General features: G+C 67.2%; 20 protein-coding genes. 10 read left to right on the forward strand and 10 right to left on the reverse strand.

All coding sequences use genetic code 11. From position 1 onward, the window contains the following. From AC5Y39_RS09910 to ppgK, 3 genes are all read right to left on the reverse strand, one after another. On the reverse strand, positions 1-714 hold a 714-nt coding region (locus AC5Y39_RS09910; protein ID WP_500017487.1), incomplete at its 3' end, for a hypothetical protein. Between the two features lie 292 nt (positions 715-1,006). Next, on the reverse strand, positions 1,007-2,536 hold the full coding sequence (locus AC5Y39_RS09915; RefSeq protein WP_500017486.1) for an RNA polymerase sigma factor: 1,530 nt from the start codon (positions 2,534-2,536) through the stop codon (positions 1,007-1,009). Positions 2,537-2,711: 175 nt separating this feature from the next. Continuing rightward, a complete protein-coding gene (ppgK, locus tag AC5Y39_RS09920; RefSeq protein WP_500017484.1) occupies positions 2,712-3,536 on the reverse strand; it encodes a polyphosphate--glucose phosphotransferase in 825 nt (274 codons plus the stop codon). A 94-nt stretch (positions 3,537-3,630) separates the two neighbouring features. Between ppgK and AC5Y39_RS09925 the strand changes: the two genes are divergently transcribed. Then, on the forward strand, positions 3,631-4,491 hold the full coding sequence (locus tag AC5Y39_RS09925; RefSeq protein WP_500017482.1) for an inositol monophosphatase family protein: 861 nt from the start codon (positions 3,631-3,633) through the stop codon (positions 4,489-4,491). Here AC5Y39_RS09925 and cei read toward each other — a convergent pair. Next, entirely contained in the window at positions 4,488-5,138 is a 651-nt protein-coding gene (gene cei, locus AC5Y39_RS09930) for an envelope integrity protein Cei (protein ID WP_500017480.1), read from the reverse strand. The two genes, AC5Y39_RS09925 and cei, sit on opposite strands and share 4 nt — an antisense overlap. Positions 5,139-5,303: 165 nt before the next feature. Between cei and AC5Y39_RS09935 the strand changes: the two genes are divergently transcribed. Next, positions 5,304-5,606, forward strand: a complete 303-nt coding sequence (locus AC5Y39_RS09935) for a DUF4193 domain-containing protein (RefSeq protein ID WP_499910525.1) — start codon at positions 5,304-5,306, stop codon at positions 5,604-5,606. 5 nt (positions 5,607-5,611) lie between these two features. On the opposite strand, the gene AC5Y39_RS09940 is transcribed toward AC5Y39_RS09935, so the two are convergent. After that, positions 5,612-6,100 (reverse strand): DUF3093 domain-containing protein, encoded by a 489-nt coding sequence (locus tag AC5Y39_RS09940; RefSeq protein WP_500017478.1) that lies wholly within the window; start codon positions 6,098-6,100, stop codon positions 5,612-5,614. A gap of 25 nt (positions 6,101-6,125) precedes the next feature. On the opposite strand from AC5Y39_RS09940, the gene dut reads away from it, so the two are divergent. Both dut and AC5Y39_RS09950 read left to right on the forward strand, forming a co-directional pair. Beyond that, entirely contained in the window at positions 6,126-6,590 is a 465-nt protein-coding gene (gene dut / locus AC5Y39_RS09945) for a dUTP diphosphatase (protein ID WP_500017477.1), read from the forward strand. Continuing rightward, entirely contained in the window at positions 6,590-7,288 is a 699-nt protein-coding gene (locus AC5Y39_RS09950; RefSeq protein WP_500017475.1) for a DUF3710 domain-containing protein, read from the forward strand. Before dut ends, AC5Y39_RS09950 begins: the two co-directional genes overlap by 1 nt. Here the strand turns inward: AC5Y39_RS09950 and AC5Y39_RS09955 are convergent. Further along, positions 7,285-7,992, reverse strand: coding sequence for a serine aminopeptidase domain-containing protein (locus tag AC5Y39_RS09955; protein ID WP_500017473.1), 708 nt, complete (start codon positions 7,990-7,992; stop codon positions 7,285-7,287). The two genes, AC5Y39_RS09950 and AC5Y39_RS09955, sit on opposite strands and share 4 nt — an antisense overlap. 127 nt (positions 7,993-8,119) lie before the next feature. On the opposite strand from AC5Y39_RS09955, the gene AC5Y39_RS09960 reads away from it, so the two are divergent. Continuing rightward, the gene (locus AC5Y39_RS09960; RefSeq protein ID WP_500017471.1) at positions 8,120-8,503 is read left to right on the forward strand and encodes an OB-fold nucleic acid binding domain-containing protein; all 384 of its coding nucleotides are present in this window, start codon (positions 8,120-8,122) and stop codon (positions 8,501-8,503) included. A 65-nt stretch (positions 8,504-8,568) separates the two neighbouring features. Further along, the gene (locus tag AC5Y39_RS09965) at positions 8,569-9,180 is read left to right on the forward strand and encodes a DUF3159 domain-containing protein (protein ID WP_500017539.1); all 612 of its coding nucleotides are present in this window, start codon (positions 8,569-8,571) and stop codon (positions 9,178-9,180) included. A 27-nt stretch (positions 9,181-9,207) separates the two neighbouring features. On the opposite strand, the gene AC5Y39_RS09970 is transcribed toward AC5Y39_RS09965, so the two are convergent. Both AC5Y39_RS09970 and AC5Y39_RS09975 read right to left on the reverse strand, forming a co-directional pair. Next, complete coding sequence (locus tag AC5Y39_RS09970) at positions 9,208-9,870, reverse strand: potassium channel family protein (RefSeq protein ID WP_499910538.1); 663 nt, start codon at positions 9,868-9,870, stop codon at positions 9,208-9,210. A 26-nt stretch (positions 9,871-9,896) separates the two neighbouring features. Next, complete coding sequence (locus AC5Y39_RS09975) at positions 9,897-10,568, reverse strand: potassium channel family protein (protein WP_500017469.1); 672 nt, start codon at positions 10,566-10,568, stop codon at positions 9,897-9,899. A 99-nt stretch (positions 10,569-10,667) separates the two neighbouring features. On the opposite strand from AC5Y39_RS09975, the gene AC5Y39_RS09980 reads away from it, so the two are divergent. From AC5Y39_RS09980 to AC5Y39_RS09995, 4 genes are all read left to right on the forward strand, one after another. After that, complete coding sequence (locus tag AC5Y39_RS09980) at positions 10,668-12,662, forward strand: APC family permease (RefSeq protein ID WP_500017467.1); 1,995 nt, start codon at positions 10,668-10,670, stop codon at positions 12,660-12,662. Then, positions 12,659-13,876 (forward strand): class I SAM-dependent RNA methyltransferase, encoded by a 1,218-nt coding sequence (locus AC5Y39_RS09985; RefSeq protein ID WP_500017465.1) that lies wholly within the window; start codon positions 12,659-12,661, stop codon positions 13,874-13,876. Before AC5Y39_RS09980 ends, AC5Y39_RS09985 begins: the two co-directional genes overlap by 4 nt. 37 nt (positions 13,877-13,913) lie before the next feature. Further along, positions 13,914-15,839, forward strand: a complete 1,926-nt coding sequence (dxs, locus tag AC5Y39_RS09990; RefSeq protein ID WP_500017463.1) for a 1-deoxy-D-xylulose-5-phosphate synthase — start codon at positions 13,914-13,916, stop codon at positions 15,837-15,839. A gap of 159 nt (positions 15,840-15,998) precedes the next feature. Further along, on the forward strand, positions 15,999-16,604 hold the full coding sequence (locus AC5Y39_RS09995; protein ID WP_500017537.1) for a TetR/AcrR family transcriptional regulator: 606 nt from the start codon (positions 15,999-16,001) through the stop codon (positions 16,602-16,604). A gap of 115 nt (positions 16,605-16,719) precedes the next feature. On the opposite strand, the gene AC5Y39_RS10000 is transcribed toward AC5Y39_RS09995, so the two are convergent. Next, positions 16,720-17,961, reverse strand: a complete 1,242-nt coding sequence (locus AC5Y39_RS10000) for an HRDC domain-containing protein (protein ID WP_500017461.1) — start codon at positions 17,959-17,961, stop codon at positions 16,720-16,722. Then, complete coding sequence (locus AC5Y39_RS10005; RefSeq protein ID WP_500017459.1) at positions 17,958-18,539, reverse strand: DUF3000 domain-containing protein; 582 nt, start codon at positions 18,537-18,539, stop codon at positions 17,958-17,960. Before AC5Y39_RS10005 ends, AC5Y39_RS10000 begins: the two co-directional genes overlap by 4 nt. Positions 18,540-18,570 lie beyond the last annotated feature (31 nt).

Below are 18,570 nucleotides of genomic sequence, written 5' to 3' on the forward strand. Positions count from 1 at the left end.
GAGCGTGTAAAGAGCACCCTTGTCGCGGGGGTCCGTGGTGCAGCGCGCTGCGCCCGGTAATCCGTCGATGACGACTGCCTGTCCATAAGCGGCTCGCATGTTGAACGCCGTTGCTGCGTCTATTGGGAAGCTGGCGGGAAGGTTCAGCTGGGATGTGACGAAATGAGGGCCGGTGTCGTACGTACAGAAAGGTGCGGTGGCGCCCGGCTCATCTCCTGCGGGCATGAGTGTTGCTGAGGTGTCACCGAGGAATCTCTCGGCCTCTTCCTTGGTAACCCAATCGCATGGGTGGTACGCCGGAGGGGTTGCTTGGAGATCAACGGGCACAACTCGAATCGTCAGCCAGTCGTTGCGGCTAGTCGGTGTGCCTTGTGGCGGGGAAATTTCGGCTATGCGGTATTCGGTGTTCTTGTCATTATCGGCGGGTTCATTGTTTATGTCGTGTCCGTCAGGCGCTATCGCTTTGATGTTGTCCCAGCATGCAAGCGAGCCACCGACCGCGTCAGCGGCGATCAGACCAACAACTTCGGGGACGGGCCGTGGCCACTTCTGCATCTCGCACGCCTGCCGAACGGTCGACGGTGCGAGCACTGACTGAGGTGGCGACTTGATCGCATTTGACGATTCATCCAGCCTTCTCGAAGTCGTACTGCTGCAAGCGGCGAGTATCACTGCGACGATTACCGGCAGTACCAGCAAGAACCCTCGTGACATAGACAGAACTATGCCAGCGGGTATCCCTCGATCGGTACACCGCAGTTGGCGTCGACGAGATTGGCGCGGCGATGATCGCCGCTAGCAAAGCTTGATAATGATGAGCGGAGCTCGCACGACCGATCGATCGGTACGTTTCGTGCAGCGTGCTAGTCGAGTGCAAACAGAGCGAAACACCTTATTGCGAAATACGTCGAGGCATGCTCGATATCTTGACTCAATGCGCTGTGCTTCGCCGATATTTCTGAGACGAGCGACAAATATGCAGGTTAGTAACTGCTCGTAGTGTCGCTCAGTCCAGGTAGTCGCGCAATACCTGAGAACGGCTGGGATGGCGCAACTTTGACATCGTCTTCGACTCGATCTGGCGTATGCGCTCGCGCGTAACGCCGTAGACCTGACCGATCTCGTCGAGCGTGCGCGGCTGTCCGTCGGTGAGTCCGAACCGCAGCCGCACCACGCCGGCCTCGCGCTCCGACAGCGTCTCCAGCACCGACTGGAGCTGATCCTGCAACAGCGTGAAGCTCACCGCGTCGACGGCCACCACGGCCTCGGAGTCTTCGATGAAATCGCCCAGCTGCGAGTCGCCTTCGTCGCCGATGGTCTGATCCAGGCTGATCGGTTCACGCGCGTACTGCTGAATCTCCAGCACCTTCTCGGGCGTGATGTCCATTTCCTTGGCCAGCTCTTCGGGCGTCGGCTCGCGGCCCAAGTCCTGCAACAGTTCGCGCTGAATGCGGCCGAGCTTGTTGATCACCTCGACCATGTGCACCGGAATACGGATCGTGCGCGCCTGATCGGCCATCGCGCGGGTGATCGCTTGGCGAATCCACCAGGTGGCGTAGGTCGAGAACTTGTAACCCTTTGTGTAGTCGAACTTCTCGACTGCGCGGATCAAACCGAGGTTGCCCTCTTGGATGAGGTCCAAGAACGCCATGCCGCGGCCGGTGTAACGCTTGGCCAGCGACACCACGAGTCGCAGATTCGCTTCGAGGAGATGGTTTTTCGCGCGGTCGCCGTCACGGCAGATCCACATCATGTCGCGACGTTGAGCGGGGGGCAGCTTCTCGCCGCGCTCGGCCATCTCGGCCATCAGCTGCGTGGCGTACAGGCCGGCCTCGATCCGCTTCGCCAGCTCCACTTCCTCCTCGGCGTTGAGCAGCGCTACCTTGCCGATCTGCTTGAGGTAGGCACGTACCGAGTCGGCCGATGCGGTAAGTTCGGCGTCCTTGCGTGCCTGGCGCAGAGCTTCGGATTCCTCTTCGTCCCAGACGAAGTCGCCCGACGCCTTGTCCTTCTCGCTCGGTTCGGCGATCTCGTCGTCTTCGGCCGCCGGCAGCTCCTCGCTCGCCTCGGCGGTCTCGCTCTCGCCCTCGGCCACCTCGACCGCGTCCTCGACGTCCTCGTCCGCTTCCTCTTCGAGGTCGTCGAGTTCCAGATCCGCATCGTCGACGACGATGTCGTCGACCGGCTCCTCGAGTTCGAGATCGGTGTCGAGTTCTTCGGCGGCTTCTTCGACGCCGGCGCCCTTGGTGTCGACGGACTCCGGCGACGTCGCCTTCTTCGACCGGCTGCGCGACGGAGCTTTGGCCGCTTGGGCCTCAACCGCCTCTTCGCGGGCAGTCCGCGGCTTGGTGGTTGTCTTCGCGGCTGCCTTGTCGGGCGCCTTGGCCGTCGTCGACTTCGATTGAGCCGTCTTCGTCGCCTTCGTCGCGCGCTTGGCCGGCGCGGACGCCTTGGCCGCTGTCCGCTTGGCGGGGGTCTTGGTAGCGGTGCGCTTCGCCGGCTCTTCGGTGGCCTGGCTTGCCTTCGTCGCTGCCACGTACTCCCTTTCGCGTCTGCCGACATCGCCAGCGTTGCGCAGGGGCCTCACCTGGAGCGGCCCAGTTGCGGCTGCCTTGCGCTGTGTCGAATGTCGGCGTGTTGTTTCAGTCTTGGATTTTCGCCGCTGTCTTCGATTTGCGGCCGCCGACGACCATTGTAACGACAGCGCCCGCTCAAACCCCGCTGAGCGGGCTGATTGTGCTGGTCACATCGACCTCTGCGGCCATTGCCGCGCCGACGATTCCCGCGGTGTTCTGCAGCGCTGCTGCAACCACCGGGGTGCGGCACTTGAGCAACGGGACCCATTTGTCGGCTTTGCGGCTGATACCGCCGCCGGCGATGAACAGATCCGGCCATATCGCGTTCTCGATCGCCACCAGCACCTTGGTCACTTCGGGCGCCCAGCGCTTGTAGCTCCAGCCGTGCTTTTCCTTCACCGACGACGCAGCCCGGTGCTCGGCTTCCATTCCGCCCACTTCGATGTGGCCGAATTCGGTGTTGGGCAGCAGCACGCCGTTGTGGATCACCGCCGAGCCGATACCGGTACCGAACGTCAGCAGCACGATGACGCCGGTCTGATCCTTGCCCGCCCCGAACCTTTCTTCGGCCAGGCCCGCCGCGTCGGCGTCGTTGAGCACGGTCACCGGCTGCCCGTCTAGCGCCGCGCCGATCACTTTGGTGGCCTCGGTGCCGATCCACGCCTTGTCGACATTGGCAGCCGTGCGGATCACCCCGTTGGTGACCACGCCGGGATACGTCACACCCAGCGGCTCGGTCCAGCCGAACTCCCTGACGACGGCCGCGATCGTCTTGGCCACCGCCTCGGGGGTGGCCGGCTGCGGTGTCGGCAGCTTGAACCGGTCGCCGATCAACTGGCCGGTCTGCAGGTCCACGATTCCGCCTTTGATGCCGCTTCCGCCGACGTCCACGCCGAATCCGCGACGACGCACGCCGGCGCGGCTTGCGTTTTCGGTGATCGGGGTGTCGGTGGCGGTCATGGGCACTCCTGGGCGAGGCGGCGGCAGTCGACGCGACCCCAACCCTACTGGCTGCCGCTGGCGCGAGTCGGGATTCGCGTGCTGCGATGTTGCGGTGACCGTACGCGACGACGACGCGGCCGAACTGCGCTCGGTGGCTGAGAAACTGGCGGCGGAGGCGGCCGAGTACGTGCGCGCTCGTCGCGCCGACGTCTTCGGCGGCGGCCGGGAAGATTGCGACGACGTGGTGCAGTCGAAGAGCACGCGCACCGATCCGGTGACCGTGGTGGACACCGAGACTGAACGGCGGCTACGCGACCGGTTGGCCCGGCTGCGTCCCGGCGAACCGGTGCTCGGGGAAGAAGGCGGCGGATCGGGCGTCGACGCCGACGGCGACGCGGTCACCTGGGTGCTCGACCCGATCGACGGCACGGTCAACTTCGTGTACGGGATACCCGCCTATGCGGTGTCTGTGGCGGCCCAGCGCGGCGGGGTGTCGGTGGCAGGCGCGGTTGCCGACGTGACGCGCTACCAGCTGTACTCCGCGGCCAAGGGGCTGGGGGCTCGCATGGTCGACGGACGCGGACAGTCAAAGGCTCTGCACTGCAACGATATTCACGACTTGTCGATGGCACTGGTCGGCACCGGCTTCGGGTATTCACCGCATCGGCGCGCCGCTCAGGCCCAGGTGCTGACCGGCGTGCTGCCCCGCGTACGCGACATTCGCCGGGCAGGCTCGGCCGCGTTGGATCTGTGCATGGTGGCCAGCGGTCTGCTGGACGGCCACTACGAGCATGGGCTCAACCGCTGGGATTGGGCAGCCGCTGCACTGATCGCCGCCGAAGCCGGCGCTCACGTTCAGCTACCGCAAGCCGACGGGCCCGACCTGACGCTGGTGGCGGCACCCGGTATCGCTGCCGAACTTCACGAACTGCTCGAGCGCCTAGGCGCTCACGATCGGCTGCCCGACGGCTAGCACGAGTTGTCGTGAATCTTCGGCAACAGCGAAAGATCCGGCGGTGCGGCGGCTTCAGGTCGCAGGCTGGCCAGCATCGCGTCGATGTCGTCGCTGTGGCTCAGCGCCTTGAATTCCGTGCCCAGCGCCAAATCAACCGTGTCGTCGGGCCGTTGGTCCTGATACAGCTCGACGCACGGCGCGACCAGCCAGACCGCCGCCGCGGCCGCCTGACCGGCCTTGCCGAATCTGATCTGGCCTTGACACACCAGCCTGGTGTTGGCGTAGACGGCGTCGTTGTCGGCGCTGGGCTGACCGAACCCCAGATCGCGAAGGCCGTCGGCCACCGTAGCGGCCTGTCCGCCCTGCCCGCTGGCGTTAAGCACCCTGACTTTCACGTCGGCCAGCTTGGCCGGCGCCACGTCGGTCATATTGGCGCGCGAGACTTCCTCGCCCAGCGTCGGCTGCGACGGGTCGCTCGGGCCCGGTGGGGGATTGCAGGCGGTGGCCTGATGCACATCGGAGGGACGGGTCAGGGCGATCGCCCAGATGACGGTGGTGGCGATCAGCAGTACCACCCCGACGATGATGGCCGGCGTGTAGTTTCGTCGCCGAAACGGCCGTCCGTGCCGGTCGTACGCGGTTCCTTCGGTGATGAGCGCGACCACCCCTGCACTGTAGAGGCAGGCGTCGACGTGATCCGCAACACTCCCGCGAAGAGTGTGATGTAAATCACAGTTGAACAGTTCGGAATCCGGGCACGAATCGTTTGGCGGATGCGTTCGAGGCTGGTACAAAGCTCTGCTGCAATAAGTAGATAAGGGGGCAAGGGGATGGCCACGGACTACGACGCCCCGCGGCGTACCGAGACCGACGACGTGTCGGAGGACTCACTCGAGGAGCTCAAGGCGCGCCGCAACGAGGCGCAGTCGGCGGTGGTTGACGTCGACGAGTCGGAGTCGGCCGAGTCCTTCGAGCTGCCCGGTGCGGATCTGTCGGGGGAAGAGCTGTCGGTACGCGTCATTCCGAAGCAAGCCGACGAGTTCACGTGTTCCAGTTGTTTTTTGGTGCACCATCGCAGCCGGCTGGCCAGTGAGAAGGACGGCCGGATGATCTGTACCGACTGCGCGGCCTAGAGCGCTCAAGGCGCAGGCGACTTCTGTAGCGCAGTCAACACGCGCTCCGGGCGGCGACTGCTCACCAGCCAGTAGGGCGTCGGGTCATCGGGATCGTCGAGAACGAGCAACACCATGGGTCCGACCCACGGTCGATGCAGGACGTAGGCCGCAGGATCGAGTTGGCGACCCAGCGCCGCCGATTTCGCCGATTTCGGAACCTCTGCGAAGCGGCTGACCACTGCGGCCGGCAGATGTGCCGGACCGGCCCACAGCTCGGGGCCCTCGGCTCCGTCGACCACGCGAATCTCCACGCGGCCGAACCAGATCAACACGCCCGCGGCGACGGCGCCGAGAAATGCGAACGACACCCAGCCGGGAAGCTGGCGCGCCGCCTGGTTGACTTCCAACGCCACCAGCGCAGCCAGCCCGAACGCCGGCGGCCACCACCACCACGGCACCGTCAACCGCTCGCGATAGCGCACCGATTGCGACGTTGCGGGGCTTGCCGACACGCGGCCAAGGGTAGTCTTTGGGGTCGTGTCCACCCGTCTGGCGGTCGTGCGCTTGGACCGCGACTTGCCGATGCCCAACCGAGCCCACGACGGCGACGCCGGTGTCGACCTCTACAGCGCACAAGACGTCGAGCTCGGTCCCGGCGAGCGGGCGCTGGTGTCCACCGGCATCGCGGTGGCCATCCCGTACGGGATGGTGGGGCTGGTGCATCCCCGCTCGGGATTGGCTGCCCGCGTTGGACTTTCGATTGTCAACAGTCCCGGCACCATCGACGCCGGCTATCGCGGCGAGATCAAGGTGGCGCTGATCAACCTCGATCCCCACACGCCGATCGTCGTGCACCGCGGTGACCGGATCGCCCAGCTGCTGGTGCAGCGGGTCGAACTGCCGGAATTGATCGAGGTGTCGTCGTTCGACGAAGCCGGCCTGGCGCAGACGACGCGCGGTGAAGGCGGACACGGCTCCTCCGGAGGACATGCGAGTTTGTGATGGCAGAAGGCAACCAATCCATCGACCCTGACGTCGACGGGCCGTTCGACATCGAAGACTTCGACGACCCCGCGCAGGCCGAAGTCGCCCGGCTGGACCTGGGCTCGGTTCTGATACCGGTGCCTGAAACGGGCCAGCTTCAAGTCGACGTCACCGAAATGGGCGTGCCGAGCGCGGTGTGGGTGGTCACGCCCAACGGGCGGTTCACGATCGCGGCCTACGCCGCGCCGAAGAGCACCGGGTTGTGGCGTGAGGTCGCCAGGGAGCTGGCTGAGGCGCTGCGCAAAGACGGCGCGAAAGTGTCGATCGAGTCCGGCCCGTGGGGCCGCGAAGTGGTAGGCGTCGGAAACGGCACCGTGCGGTTCATCGGGGTGGACGGCTACCGGTGGATGGTCCGCTGCGTGGTCAACGGACCGGACCAGACCATCGACGCGCTTGCGGCCGAGGCCCGCAATGCCTTGGCCGACACGGTGGTTCGCCGAGGCGACACTCCGCTGCCGGTGCGCACGCCGCTGCCGGTGCAGTTGCCCGAGGCGATGGCAGCTCAATTGCGTGCCGCGGCCGAGCAACAGGCCGCCGCCCAGCATGCTCAGCAGCAACCTCAGCATCAGCAAGGCGAACCGCCGCAGCCCACGGCGCGCCGCACCGCGCCCGGCTCGGCGATGCAGCAGCTGCGTACCTCGATGGGCGGCGCTTAGCGCGCTGAGGCCTCGTCGAGCGCGGCCACGCAGGCCGCGCCGAGGGCTGAGGGGTCGGCACCGAATTGGTCCAGGGTCACTGTGCGCAGGGCTCCCCGCGGCGCCGCAGTCGCCCACTCGACAGCCACGTCCACCGGATGCACCGGGTCGTCGACGGCGCCGACGACACCCAACGGGACAGTCAGCGCTTCGAGCTGCGCGCGGGTGGGTGCCACGTAGCCGGCCGCCTCCTCCATCGCGTCGGGCAGTGCCGGCCACTGCGCTGCCCAGGAGCGGGCGAGTTCGTCGGCAAGCCATCGTGGGCTCGACGCGCGCATCTGAGCTGTCGCGGCGGCCAGGCCTTCACGTCGCAGCACCAGTGCGGATTGACGGGCGGCCAGGGCGGCGGGCGCGGTCGCCGGCGAGCCGGTCCACGCCGGTAAGGCAGCCATCACGGCCACCGCGCGCTGCGGGTGGGCAAGCGCCCACGCCACCGCGACCGCTGCGCCGATCGACACGCCGCCCACGGCTATCGGACCGTCGCCCGCCGCGTCATCGAGTGCGGCGAGGTAGCCGGCGACCAGGCCGCCCGGCCGCGGTGCCACCGGCACGACCCGTGCGCCGGCCTGGTGCAACGACGGGGAAAAGGCCCGGTAGACGTAGTCGTCGTCGGAACCAGTGCCGGGCAGTAACACCGTGCTCACTCCGCGCAGGTCGACCGCCACCGTTCGATCCTGCCTGCCTTGCTGCGCGACACGCACAGCAACTCCTGGGTCACATGGCAGATCGACTCCAAGAGGTCTACCGTTGCGGGGGCAGGATGCAAACACACAGACGTGTCAGGAGCGGGTCATGGCTGTGGCCGATGGCAGGGCCGACGGGTTACTGCGGCGGCTCACTCGTCGGCTGACCGAAGACCCCGAGCAACTCGACGCCGAAGAGCTCACCGACGAAGCGGCGAGTACCGGCGCCCAGCGGGCGATCGACTGTCAGCGCGGTCAGGAAGTCACCATGGTCGGCACGCTGCGCAGCGTGGAAACCAATGCGAAGGGCTGCGCCAGCGGGGTCAAAGCCGAGCTGTTCGACGGCACCGACGTGGTGACGCTGGTGTGGCTGGGTCAGCGGCGGATCGCGGGCATCGAACCCGGGCGCACTCTGCGAGTGCACGGTCGGCTGGGCAAGCTCGAGAACGGATCCAAGGCCATTTACAACCCGCACTACGAAATCCAGCGTTGAGCGACCTCGACCGCGAAAGCCGCGTGGAAGAAAAGCGCGACGTTCCGCGGCAGCTGCTCGCCCAGATGGGCGGCGTCAGCGGGCTCGTCTACTCCTCGCTGCCGGTGGTGGTTTTCGTCCCGGTGTCAACGGCGTTCGGCCTGATGCCGGCGATCATCTCCGCGCTTGCGGTTGCGGCGTTGATCCTGGTGTGGAGGCTGTACCGGCGGGAAAGCGTGCAGCCCGCGGTGCAAGGGTTCCTCGGCGTAGCCATCTGCGCGGTGATCGCCTATGTGATGGGGGAGAGCAAAAGCTATTTCCTGCTGGGCATTTGGAGCTCGTTGTTCTGGGCGGCGGTGTTCGCGGTTTCGGTCGTGGTGCGCCGGCCGATCGTGGGTTACATCTGGAGCGTCATCAAGGAGCATGACTCCAGCTGGCGCCAGGTGCGAAAAGCGGTGTGGGCCTACGACATTGCGACACTGATCTGGGTGGGCGTGTTCTTGTCGCGGTTCCTGGTGCAGCATTACCTGTACGACTTGGGCCAGACCAACTGGCTCGGCGTAGCGCGGATCGCGATGGGGTGGCCGCTGACGATCCTCGCCGCGCTGTCGATGTACTTCCCGATCCGGATCGCCCAGCGCGCGGTGCACGACGCCGAGTTGCGCGAGAGTGACGTTGTGCAGGAAAAGGTCGAGTAGCAACAAGCAAAACGTCGCTCTCGACGACTACACCTCTGGCAGCAGCAGCTTGCGCAGTTCGTCTTCGACCTCTGTCGTCGCCACGAACAGCAGCTCGTCACCGCCTTCCAGCGGCTCGTCGGCCTCGGGCACGATCACCCGCGGACCGCGCAGGATGGTCACCAGCGCGGCGTCGCGAGGCAGCTCCAGCTTGCGCACCGGCCTGCCGCCCCACGGGGTGTTGTCGGGCAGTGTGATCTCCACCAGGTTGGCTTGGCCCTGCCGGAACTCCATGAGCCGCACCAGATCTCCGACCGCAACCGCTTCCTCGACGAGGGAGGCCAGCATTCGCGGCGTGGACACCGCGACGTCGACGCCCCACGCGTCGTCGAACAGCCACTCGTTGCGGGGATCGTTGACCCGCGCGACAACTCGCGGCACCGCGAACTCGGTCTTGGCCAGCAGGCTCACCACCACGTTGGCCTTGTCGTCACCGGTCGCAGCGACGACGACGTCGTACTCCTCCAAGTGCACCGACTCCAGCAGCGACAATTCGCAGGCGTCTCCGAGATGCCAGCGGGCCGCCGGGATTGCGTCGACGTCGATGTGCTCGGGATTGCGCTCCAGCAGCATGATCTCGTGGTCGTTTTCGATGAGCTCGCGAGCGATCGAGCGCCCGACCGCGCCGGCCCCGGCGATGGCGACTTTCATGGGACTCTAATCCCTTCCACCCCTTCTCACCCGCGCACATCCTCACTGGGAGGAAGCGCCGCGATGGCCATCGCCTCGGCGATGCGTCCTGCGATCGCCGCGATGTACACCTGATCGCCGGCCTGGATCACGGTTTTCGGCTCGGGCAGCAGACCGCCGCCGAACCGGATCATGAACGCCACCCGCGCGCCCGTCGCCGCCTCCAGGTCGGTGACGCGGTGGCCCACCCAGTCCTCGTGCAGCGCAATCTCGGCCACGCCGACGTTGCCCGACGGGTCGCGCCACTTGGTGGTTTCGGTCTCGCGGGTGAGCACATTCAGCAGCCGGTCGGTGGTCCACGGCACCGTCGCCACCGTGGGAATGCCCAGCCGCTCGTACACCGCGGCACGCTTGGCGTCGTAGATGCGGGCGACCACCCGCTGCACGCCGAAGGTTTCGCGCGCCACCCGTGCCGAGATGATGTTCGAGTTGTCGCCGGAGGACACCGCCGCAAACGCGCCGGCCTCTTCGATGCCGGACCGCAGCAACACGTCGCGGTCGAACCCCATGCCCAGTACCCGCTCGCCGGGGAATTCCGGCGACAGCCGGTGGAACGCCGTGCTGTCGCGGTCGATGATCGCGACGTCGTGGCCGATCCTGGCCAACCCGTCGGCCAGCGAGGCGCCGACGCGGCCGCATCCCATCACCACGACGCGCAACTTCCGTCCTTTCCGGTGGCTGGGAGCCCCTCCCGCGGCGCGCACAACTGTGGGCACAACGCTACAGCCACCTGCCCGGTGCGAATAGTGTTGGTCCTCGTGTCCAAGCTTTCGACCGCGGCCCGGCGGCTGGTTCTGGGACGGCCGTTCCGCAGTGACAAACTGGCGCACACGCTGCTGCCCAAGCGGATCGCGCTGCCGGTGTTCGCTTCCGACGCGTTGTCGTCGGTGGCGTACGCGCCGGAGGAAATCTTTTTGGTGCTGTCGGTGGCCGGGCTGGCCGCCTACTCGATGGCTCCGTGGATCGGTGTGGCCGTCGCCGCGGTGATGCTCGTGGTGATCGCCAGCTACCGCCAGAATGTGCACGCCTACCCGTCCGGCGGCGGTGACTACGAGGTGGTGACCACCAACCTCGGGCGCACCGCGGGCTTGACCGTCGCGAGTGCACTGCTAGTCGACTACGTGCTGACCGTCGCGGTGTCGATGTCGTCGGCGATGAGCAACATCGGCTCGGCGCTGCCGTTCGTCGCGCAGCACAAGACAGCGTTCGCCGTGGCCGCGATCCTGATCCTGGCCTCGGCGAACCTCCGCGGAATACGGGAATCCGGCACGGCGTTCGCGATCCCCACCTACGCGTTCATGATCGGCATGTACCTGATGCTGGGCTGGGGCTTCTTCCAGCTGTACGTCTTGCAGACGCCGCTGCGTGCCGAGTCGGCCGGCTTCGAGCTGCACGCCGAACACACCGACATCATGGGCTTTGCATTGACGTTCCTTGTGGCAAGGGCGTTTTCGTCCGGCTGCGCCGCGCTGACCGGTGTGGAGGCGATCAGCAACGGCGTGCCGGCGTTCCGAAAACCCAAGTCCCGCAACGCCGCAACTACGCTACTGATGCTCGGGCTGATCGCGGTCACTTTGTTCTTGGGGATCATCCTGCTGGCCAAGGCCACCGGCGCCAAGATCGCCGAGCGGCCGCACGAACAGCTGATCGGCGCGCCGGCCGACTACCACCAAAAGACACTGATCGCCCAGCTCGCGGAGTCGGTGTTCCGCGACTTCCCGCCAGGACTGTTCTTGATCGCCGGCGTCACCGCACTGATTTTGGTCCTGGCCGCCAACACCGCGTTCAACGGTTTCCCGGTGCTGGGTTCGATTCTGGCGCAGGACCGCTTCCTTCCGCGCCAACTGCACACCCGCGGCGACCGCCTGGCGTTCTCCAACGGCATCCTGTTTCTGGCGTTCGCCGCGATCGCGTTCGTCGTCGCGTTCCGCGCCGAGGTGACCGCGCTGATCCAGCTCTACATCGTCGGGGTGTTCGTTTCGTTCACGCTGAGCCAGATCGGGATGGTGTTGCATTGGACCCGCCTGTTGCGCGCGGAAGAGGACGCCGCCGAGCGCCGGCGGATGCAGCGCTCCCGGGTGATCAACACCATCGGGTTCTTGTGCACGGGCACGGTTTTGATCATCGTGGTGCTGACGAAGTTCGTGGCGGGCGCGTGGATCGCGATCCTTGCGATGTCGGGACTGTTCGTACTGATGAAGATGATTCACCGCCATTACGACTCGGTGAGTCGCGAACTGGCCGATCAGTTGGAGCAGCAGGGCGACGTGGTGCTGCCCAGCCGCAACCATGCGGTGGTGCTGGTGTCGAATCTGCACTTGCCGACGCTGCGTGCGCTGGCCTACGCGCGGGCCACCCGGCCCGACACGCTGGAGGCCATCACGGTCAACGTCGACGACGACGAGACCCGCGACCTGGTGCACAAGTGGGAAGAAAGCGATATCACGGTGCCGCTCAAGGTGATTGCGTCGCCGTACCGCGAGATCACCCGGCCGGTGATCGAATACGTCAAGCGGCTCAGGCAGGAGTCGCCGCGCACGGTGGTGACCGTGTTCATTCCCGAGTACGTCGTGGGCCACTGGTGGGAACACGTGCTGCACAACCAGAGCGCGCTGCGGCTGAAAGGCCGGTTGCTGTTCGAACCGGGCGTCATGGTGACATCGGTGCCGTGGCAGCTCAGCTCCTCCGAGCGCCTCAAGACGCTGCAGCCGCACAGCGCGCCCGGTGACGCCCGCCGCGGAATCCTCGATTGACCGAACTCACGCTCACTGTCGGCGCGCCCGCCAACGGCGGCAGCTGCGTGGCCCGCCACGAGGGCCGCGTGGTGTTCGTCCGCTACGCGCTGCCCGGCGAGACCGTGCGGGTGCGGGTCACCGCCGACAAGGACGCGTACTGGCACGCCGAGGCCGTCGAGATCGTGGACCCGTCGCCGCACCGGATCGAGTCGCTGTGCCCGGTTGCCGGGCCGCAGGGTGCCGGGTGCTGCGACCTGGCGTTCGCCGATCCCGACGCTGCCCGCGTCCTCAAGGGTCAGGTGGTGGCGAACCAGCTCGAGCACCTCGCCGGCTTCGACCCCGGCCAGCTCGTCGCCGAGCGCGTGGGGATCGGCGAGGCGACGGGCTGGCGCACCCGCGCGCGGCTGGCCGTCGGCATGCACGGCCGGGTCGGCTATCACCGCTACCACTCCAATGACCTGGTGACCGCGCCCGATTGCGGACAATTGCCGCCGGGCATGCTCGACGGCGTCGTCGACCGCACGTTCGAGCCGCGCGCCGAGGTGCACGTGGTGCTCGACGACGACGGGCAGCGGCACGTGGTCAGCGCAGGTCCGTGGAAAGGGCGGGGGCCGCGCGGCCGGGGGTCTCCGCGACCCGACTTCCGCGTGGTGCAGGGCAGCCGCGAATCGGTGCAGCGGGTGGGCGAACGGACCTGGCTTGTTCCGGTGACCGGCTTTTGGCAGGCCCACCGCGACGCGGCGCGGGTGTACAGCGAACTGCTCGCCGACTGGGCCGACCTGGCTGCGGGGATGACGGCATGGGATCTGTACGGCGGCGTCGGGCTGTTCGCGGCGGTGCTTGCCGACGGTGTCGGCGAGATCGGCCAGGTGCTGTCCGTCGACATGTCGCGCTCGGCGTCGTCGGCAGCTGCCCGGGCGCTGGCCGACCTGCCGCAGGTGCAGGTGGTCAACGGGTCGGTGCGCAAGGTGCTGTCCGGACTGCGTGAGCGGCCCGACGTCGCAGTGCTCGACCCACCGCGCGCCGGGGCCGCCAAGGAGGTGATCAAGCTGCTGGCCGACGCCGGGGTGCCGCGGGTGATTCACTTCGGCTGTGAGGTCGCCTCGTTCGCCCGCGACGTCGGCCTTTACCGTCAGCACGGGTTTGCTGTGGAGCAGCTGCGGGTGTTCGACTCGTTCCCGCTGACCCACCATGTGGAATGCGTCGCAATCCTTACGGCCGCCTCGTCATAGCAGACTTGCGGCCAGCGTCCGTGCGTACACTGGCGGAATGCTGGAACAGATCCGCGGTCCTGCAGATCTGCAACGTCTCTCGCAAAAGCAGCTCACCGACCTTGCCGACGAAATCCGGCAGTTTTTGATCCACAAAGTCGCTGCCACCGGCGGGCACCTGGGGCCGAACCTCGGGGTGGTGGAGCTGACGCTGGCCCTGCACCGCGTCTTCGATTCGCCGCACGACCCGATCATCTTCGACACCGGCCACCAGGCGTACGTCCACAAGATGCTGACCGGTCGCGCACACCGGTTCGACACCCTGCGCAAGAAGGACGGCCTGTCGGGCTATCCGAGCCGGGCCGAAAGCGACCACGACTGGGTGGAATCCAGCCACGCGTCGGCGGCGCTGTCGTACGCCGACGGGCTGGCCAAGGCCTTTCAGCTGACCGGCCACCGCAACCGCCATGTGGTCGCCGTGGTCGGGGATGGCGCACTGACCGGCGGCATGTGCTGGGAGGCGTTGAACAACATTGCGGCGGGCGGGCGCCCGATCGTGATCGTGGTCAACGACAACGGGCGCAGCTACGCCCCGACGATCGGCGGGTTCGCCGAGCACCTGGCGCGGCTGCGACTGCAACCCGGCTACGAGCGGATGCTCGAAGGCGGCCGGCGCGCTGTGCGCGGCATGCCGGTGATCGGCGAACTTTGCTACCAGGCGCTGCACAGCATGAAGGTGGGCATCAAGGACGCGCTGGCTCCGCAAGTGATGTTCACCGACCTCGGGCTGAAGTACGTCGGGCCGGTCGACGGGCACGACGAACACGCCGTCGAGACCGCGTTGCGCAGCGCCCGCGGCTACGGCGGGCCGGTGATCGTGCACGTGGTCACCCGCAAGGGCATGGGATACGCGCCGGCCGAGAATGACGAAGCCGAGCAAATGCACTCCTGCGGGGTCATCGACGTGCACACGGGACTGTCCACCGCGGTGGCCGCGCCGGGCTGGACGTCGACGTTCGCCGACGCGCTGGTGGCCTACGGCGCCCAGCGCCGCGACATCGTCGCGATCACCGCCGCGATGCCCGGACCCACCGGATTGTCCAAGTTCGGCGAGCGCTTCCCGGACCGGCTGTTCGACGTCGGGATCGCCGAGCAACACGCCCTGACCTCCGCCGCGGGGCTGGCGATGGGCGGCCTGCATCCCGTGGTGGCCGTTTACTCCACATTCCTCAACCGGGCGTTCGACCAGATCATGATGGACGTCGCGCTGCACAAGCTGCCTGTGACCATGGTGCTCGACCGGGCCGGCATCACCGGCAACGACGGCGCCAGCCACAACGGCACCTGGGATCTGTCGATTCTGGGCATTGTCCCCGGCATGCGTGTGGCCGCGCCCCGTGACGCCGCGCGGCTGCGCGAGGAGCTCGGTGAGGCGTTGGACGTCGACGACGGTCCCACCGCACTGCGCTTCCCCAAAGGCGATGTGGGAGAGGACATTCCAGCGCTACGTCGGGTCGGCGGCGTCGATGTGCTCGCCGAGCCCGCGGCTGGGTTGTCCGCGGACGTGCTGCTGGTGGCGGTCGGCGCGTTCGCCCCGACGGCGCTGTCGGTGGCCGAGCGGCTGCGCAACCAGGGCATCGGCGTCACGGTGGTGGACCCGCGATGGGTCCTGCCGGTACCCGACGCGATCCGCGAGCTGGCGGTCGGTCACAAGCTCGTGGTCACGATCGAAGACCACGGCGTGTCCGGTGGTGTCGGCTCCGCGGTGTCGGCGGCGCTGCGGCGCGCCGAGGTCGACGTGCCGTGCCGCGATGTCGGTGTGCCGCAACAGTTCCTGGCGCACGCCTCGCGCAAGGAGGTGCTCGCCGAGGTGGGGCTCACCGATCAGGACATCGCCCGGCAGATCACCGGCTGGGTGGCCGCGCTGGGGGCGAGCGACGTCGAGCGCGCCGAAAACCGCAGTGGTGCAGACAAGTTCGAGTAGGGATCTCGCCACGGTCAGGTGATGTCCAGCGGTCAGTGCGGCAAGAGGTCCTGCCACGTCTTCGGCGGCGGGGCAGTCGTCAAGTGGGCTTGCCTGAGTGGCATTACCATTTCAACGATGTCTGGGGCCGAGGGAAAAGCTGTCGAGCGCTCAGGCGCCGTGCAAAACTCCCGCGACCGCATCGCCGGTCAAGTCAGGTCGATGCTGGACGCGGCGCGCCGCCTCATCGCGGCCAAGGGTGACGAGTTCACCACCCAGGACCTGGTGAAAGAAGCCGGCGTCGCCCTGCAAACCTTTTACCGCTATTTCGCCAGCAAGGATGAATTGCTGCTGGCGGTGGTCGCAGGTGCGGTGCGAGAGGCATGTGCCCGCTGGGCTGGGGCGGCCGCGGAGATGCCCGGCCCGTTGGATCGCCTGCACTTTTACATCACGACGGTTCTATCGCTGCTTGCGGAGGACGGTCACGAAAACACCACCGCACGGTTCATCGTCGCCACGCGCTGGCGGCTACATCGAATTTTCCCGAAAGAGCTTGCGCAGGCGGAGAAGCCATTCGTCGACCTGTTGCTGACAGAGGTGAACGCGGCGGCGAAGGCCGGACTCATCCGGCCACCTGACCTTGAACGGGACACGTGGTTTATCGCCGCACTGATCGGATCGGTGTTCTACCACTACGCATACGTCGGCAAGATGGAAGGAGATGTGGTTGAACAATTTTGGCGCTTCTGCCTGACCGCGTTGGGTGGTGAACCGCGTAGGCAATAGCGGGCCGCCAGCCATACCGGCTCACGATTCCTCCGGAGCTGAAGGGCCGAAATTGAAGAAGCCCAGCGCTGCGATTACCGCGGTTGGCACAACGTAGGTATCTATTTCGTTGAGGTCAGGTCAACGCGGCCGCGAGCACCGGGCCGACGAGCTCTCGCTGCCATGGCCGCGCACCGCCGTCGCGCAAAAACGTGTCGATATCGGCCGCGGTGCCGCCGGGCCAGTCCCAGCACAGCCGCTTCAGCAGATCAGGCGACAGCAGGTTCTCGGTCGGCACACCGACCCGCTCGGACAGGGCGGTCAGGCCTTCGCGTGCCGCCTGCAGCCGGGCCGCCGCTTCCGGCTTGCGGCGATGCCAGCGAGATACCGGGGGAGGGCCGTTCGGCGGTTCGGAATTCGTCAGCTGCTCTGGGTTTTCGCGGGCCCGGGCCAGCGCCGCGAGCCACACCGATGCGTTGCGCCGTTGACGCGGGCCGCGGAAGACCGGCAGCGAAGTCAGCTCCGCGACGGTCTTCGGGTCGGCGACCGCGGCCTCGATGATCGCCGAGTCGGGCAGGATCCGGCCGGGGGCGATGTCTCGGCGACGGGCGATCTCGTCGCGCACGGTCCACAGCTCTCGAACCGCCGTCAGCGCCCTCGCATCCCGCACCTTGTGGATGCCCGATGTCCGGCGCCACCGGTCCCGCCGCGGCGGGGCAGGCTCCATCGTCAGCAGGTACTCGAATTCCTGCTGCGCCCACTGCGTCTTGTCTTGCTCGGCCAGCACCTGCTCGACGGCGTTCTTCAGGTCCAGCAGCACCTCGACGTCCAGGGCCGCGTAGTTCAGCAGCGCCGGCGGGAGCGGCCGTTTGGACCAGTCGGCGGCGCCGTGGCCTTTCGCCAGCCCGAGCCCCAGCAGTCGGCTCACCATGGCGGCAAGGTTCACCCGGTCGTATCCGGCGAGCCGGCCCGCCAGCTCGGTGTCGTAGAGGGCGGGGGGCCGCATGCCCAGCTCGGCCAGACAGGGCAGGTCCTGATCTGCGGCGTGCAGGACCCAGGTGTCGGTGCTCAGCACCTCCGCGATTGGGCGCAGATTTTCGGTGGGGTCGCCGTCGGCTGCGACCGGATCCAAAAGCACTGTGCCCGCACCAGCGCGCCGAATCTGGATCAGATAGGCGCGGTTGCTGTAGCGGAATCCCGACGCACGTTCTGCGTCGACGGCGAATGGGCCATGCCCAGACGCCAAAAGCTCGGCGGCAGAGGCGATTTCGTCGGCAGACGCGGACAGCGTCGGCACGCCGTCCGATGGGTGAAGCAATGGCGTCGGTTCGGGCTCTTCGATGTCCGAGCCCACCCGCTCGGGTTCCGCGACACTCACGCCCGCGAACGCGACCCCAGGTCGGTGACGCCCACCGGCGGCAGCCCCGCCGCATGCTCGAGCACCTCACAGAACGCCTGCACATGCACGTCGAGCTCCGGCGTGATGGCCGTCCACGAGGCTCGCAGCTCCAGCTGGTGTGCCCGCGGAGGACCCGAGATGTCGCCGTAGCGCACCGACGTCGTGGCGGTGACCGTGCCGCCCAGCGCGGTGGAGGCTCCGGCCCGCGCCTCCAGCGCATCCACCAGCCAACTCCATGCGACCTCTGGTAACAGGGGGTCGACGGCTTCGCTGGAGTCCAAATCGGCCTGGATGTAGGCCACTAGGCGCATGGTGCCGTCCCACGCTTCCGCGCCCTCGGGGTCGTAGAGCAGGATCAGCCGCCCGAACGCGTCACCTTCGGACCGCTCCGGCACGATGTCGGTCTCCGGATGCCGGACCTCCGCGCCCAGGGCGTAGCTGAACGGTGCGAGCCGCTGCGGCGGCCGGATGGGGCCGAGCTCGATCTCCCGGCGCACCTGGGCGGCGTTCATCGCCGCGACCGCCGCCTGGAACGGAGCCGGTTCGGCAGAGCTCATGACCCTCGACGCTAGTCCATCGCAGGCCGCG

This window comes from Mycobacterium sp. NGS39, from assembly GCF_059812765.1.

Bases quoted from the DNA above. Each gene is read 5' to 3' on its own strand.
- AC5Y39_RS10005 (WP_500017459.1), bottom strand. From the start codon at position 18,539: ATGAGCTCTGCCGAACCGGCTCCGTTCCAGGCGGCGGTCGCGGCGATG.
- AC5Y39_RS09970 (WP_499910538.1), bottom strand. From the start codon at position 9,870: ATGAAAGTCGCCATCGCCGGGGCCGGCGCGGTCGGGCGCTCGATCGCT.
- dxs (WP_500017463.1), top strand. From the start codon at position 13,914: ATGCTGGAACAGATCCGCGGTCCTGCAGATCTGCAACGTCTCTCGCAA.
- ppgK (WP_500017484.1), bottom strand. From the start codon at position 3,536: ATGACCGCCACCGACACCCCGATCACCGAAAACGCAAGCCGCGCCGGC.
- AC5Y39_RS09960 (WP_500017471.1), top strand. From the start codon at position 8,120: ATGGCTGTGGCCGATGGCAGGGCCGACGGGTTACTGCGGCGGCTCACT.
- AC5Y39_RS09935 (WP_499910525.1), top strand. From the start codon at position 5,304: ATGGCCACGGACTACGACGCCCCGCGGCGTACCGAGACCGACGACGTG.
- AC5Y39_RS09965 (WP_500017539.1), top strand. From the start codon at position 8,569: ATGGGCGGCGTCAGCGGGCTCGTCTACTCCTCGCTGCCGGTGGTGGTT.
- AC5Y39_RS09950 (WP_500017475.1), top strand. From the start codon at position 6,590: ATGGCAGAAGGCAACCAATCCATCGACCCTGACGTCGACGGGCCGTTC.